Here is a 1,432-nt window from a genome sequence, read left to right as displayed (position 1 = left end):
GTCGTCCCGGTCTGGTTCCGTCAGACCCGTGCGAGCGCTTGCGAATCGATGATGCGTACGCGCTTGCCGCGCGTTTCGACCAACGCGTCGCGATGGAACCGCGAGAACATCCGGCTCACGGTTTCGAGCTTCATCCCGAGATAGCAGCCGATTTCCTCGCGCGTCATCCGCAGGTTGAATTCCGTCGCCGAATAGCCGCGCGCCTCGAAGCGCGACGACAGGTTCAGCAGGAAATGCGCGACGCGTTGCTCGGCCGACATCGTGCCGAGCAGCAGCATCTGGCTCGATTCGCGGACGATCTCGCTGCTCAGCATCTGGTAGAGGAAGTGCTGCATTGGCTTGATCTCGCGGCACGCCGCTTCGAGCGCGCCGAACGGGATGATGCACACGACGCTGTCCTCGAGCGCGATCGCGTCGCAGCAATGCTGGCCGCCGCCGATGCCGTCCATCCCGAGCGTTTCACCGGCAATCTGGAAGCCTGTCACGTGCTCGCGGCCGTCGCGATGCATCATCACCGTCTTGAACGAACCCGCCCGCACCGCATAGATGCTCTGGAACGGATCGTCGGTGCGGAACAGCGCGTCGCCCTGGCGTACCTGCCGGGTCGTGCAGATGATCGAGTCGAGGCGGCCGTATTCGGCCGCGGTCAGGTGCGGCGGCAGGCACATCGAACGCATCGCGCACACCGAGCAGCGCGCGGCGGGGTGTTTGGCGGCGTCGGCGCGCGTGACCGCGCGAAGCGGAATCGTCGGCCGAGGCGTGATGGATACGTCGGCGGCGCAGGGGGTGGCTGTGGACATGAGTCACTCCGGCTCGTCAGGGGTGGTGCACACGAGCGTGCACCAGGGATTCGATGACTTGGCAGGCGGCGTCGAATTCGACGGTCTTGTCGAAGAAGTAGTCGGCTCCGGCCGACGCGCATGCCTCTCTGAATGCCGGCGCCGAGTGATTCGTCAGCACGATCGTGACGATGCGCGGCGCGGCCTTCGACAGCGTCCCGATCAGGTCGAGACCGCTGCCGTCCGCCAGCCGCAGGTCGACGATCACCACGTCCGCCTGGGTGCTGCGGATATGCGTCCATGCGTCCTGGCCGTCTTCCGCCTCGCCGACGACGGCGACACCGCGGATCGCGCCGACGAGCAGCGCGATCCGCTGTCGGACGGCGACGGCGTGATCGACGAGAAACACCCGGAGCGCGGCGGGTAACTGGCTGGCATTCATGCCGGCAGTATCGTGTTGCGCCGCCGAAAATGAAATCGGCCGAATTGGAAGTTGATGTAGGCCGCTGCGACGCGTTGTAGGGCGTTTCCTACAACGCGTACGGGAAACCGCCGGAGCGGCCCGGGTGCGACGTACCGCGAGCGCGGCCGAAGGGTTGCGCGGCCGGGTCAGCCGGCCCGGCGTGCGTCCAGCGCATCGCGCGCGGTGCGGC

The 1,432-nt window shown here is 66.9% G+C and carries 2 protein-coding genes; both read right to left on the bottom strand.

Annotated features, from left to right (window positions below):
• Positions 1–20 precede the first annotated feature (20 nt).
• Positions 21–800, bottom strand: coding sequence for a helix-turn-helix domain-containing protein (locus G3N99_RS40325; RefSeq protein WP_174935362.1), 780 nt, complete (start codon positions 798–800; stop codon positions 21–23).
• 16 nt (positions 801–816) lie between these two features.
• The gene (locus tag G3N99_RS40320; RefSeq protein WP_206125202.1) at positions 817–1,221 is read right to left on the bottom strand and encodes a response regulator transcription factor; all 405 of its coding nucleotides are present in this window, start codon (positions 1,219–1,221) and stop codon (positions 817–819) included.
• Between the last annotated feature and the right edge of the window lie 211 nt (positions 1,222–1,432).

Origin of the sequence: Burkholderia sp. Ac-20392 (assembly GCF_017104585.1) — a bacterium.
GTDB classification, from domain to species: Bacteria; Pseudomonadota; Gammaproteobacteria; order Burkholderiales; family Burkholderiaceae; genus Burkholderia; species Burkholderia lata.
The sequence above is the reverse complement of the archived record's forward strand: the minus strand, read 5'-3'. Positions and strand labels throughout refer to the sequence as shown.

Excerpts from the sequence above, each read along its gene's own strand:
- G3N99_RS40325 (WP_174935362.1), bottom strand. The coding sequence starts at position 800 with ATGTCCACAGCCACCCCCTGCGCCGCCGACGTATCCATCACGCCTCGG.
- G3N99_RS40320 (WP_206125202.1), bottom strand. The coding sequence starts at position 1,221 with ATGAATGCCAGCCAGTTACCCGCCGCGCTCCGGGTGTTTCTCGTCGAT.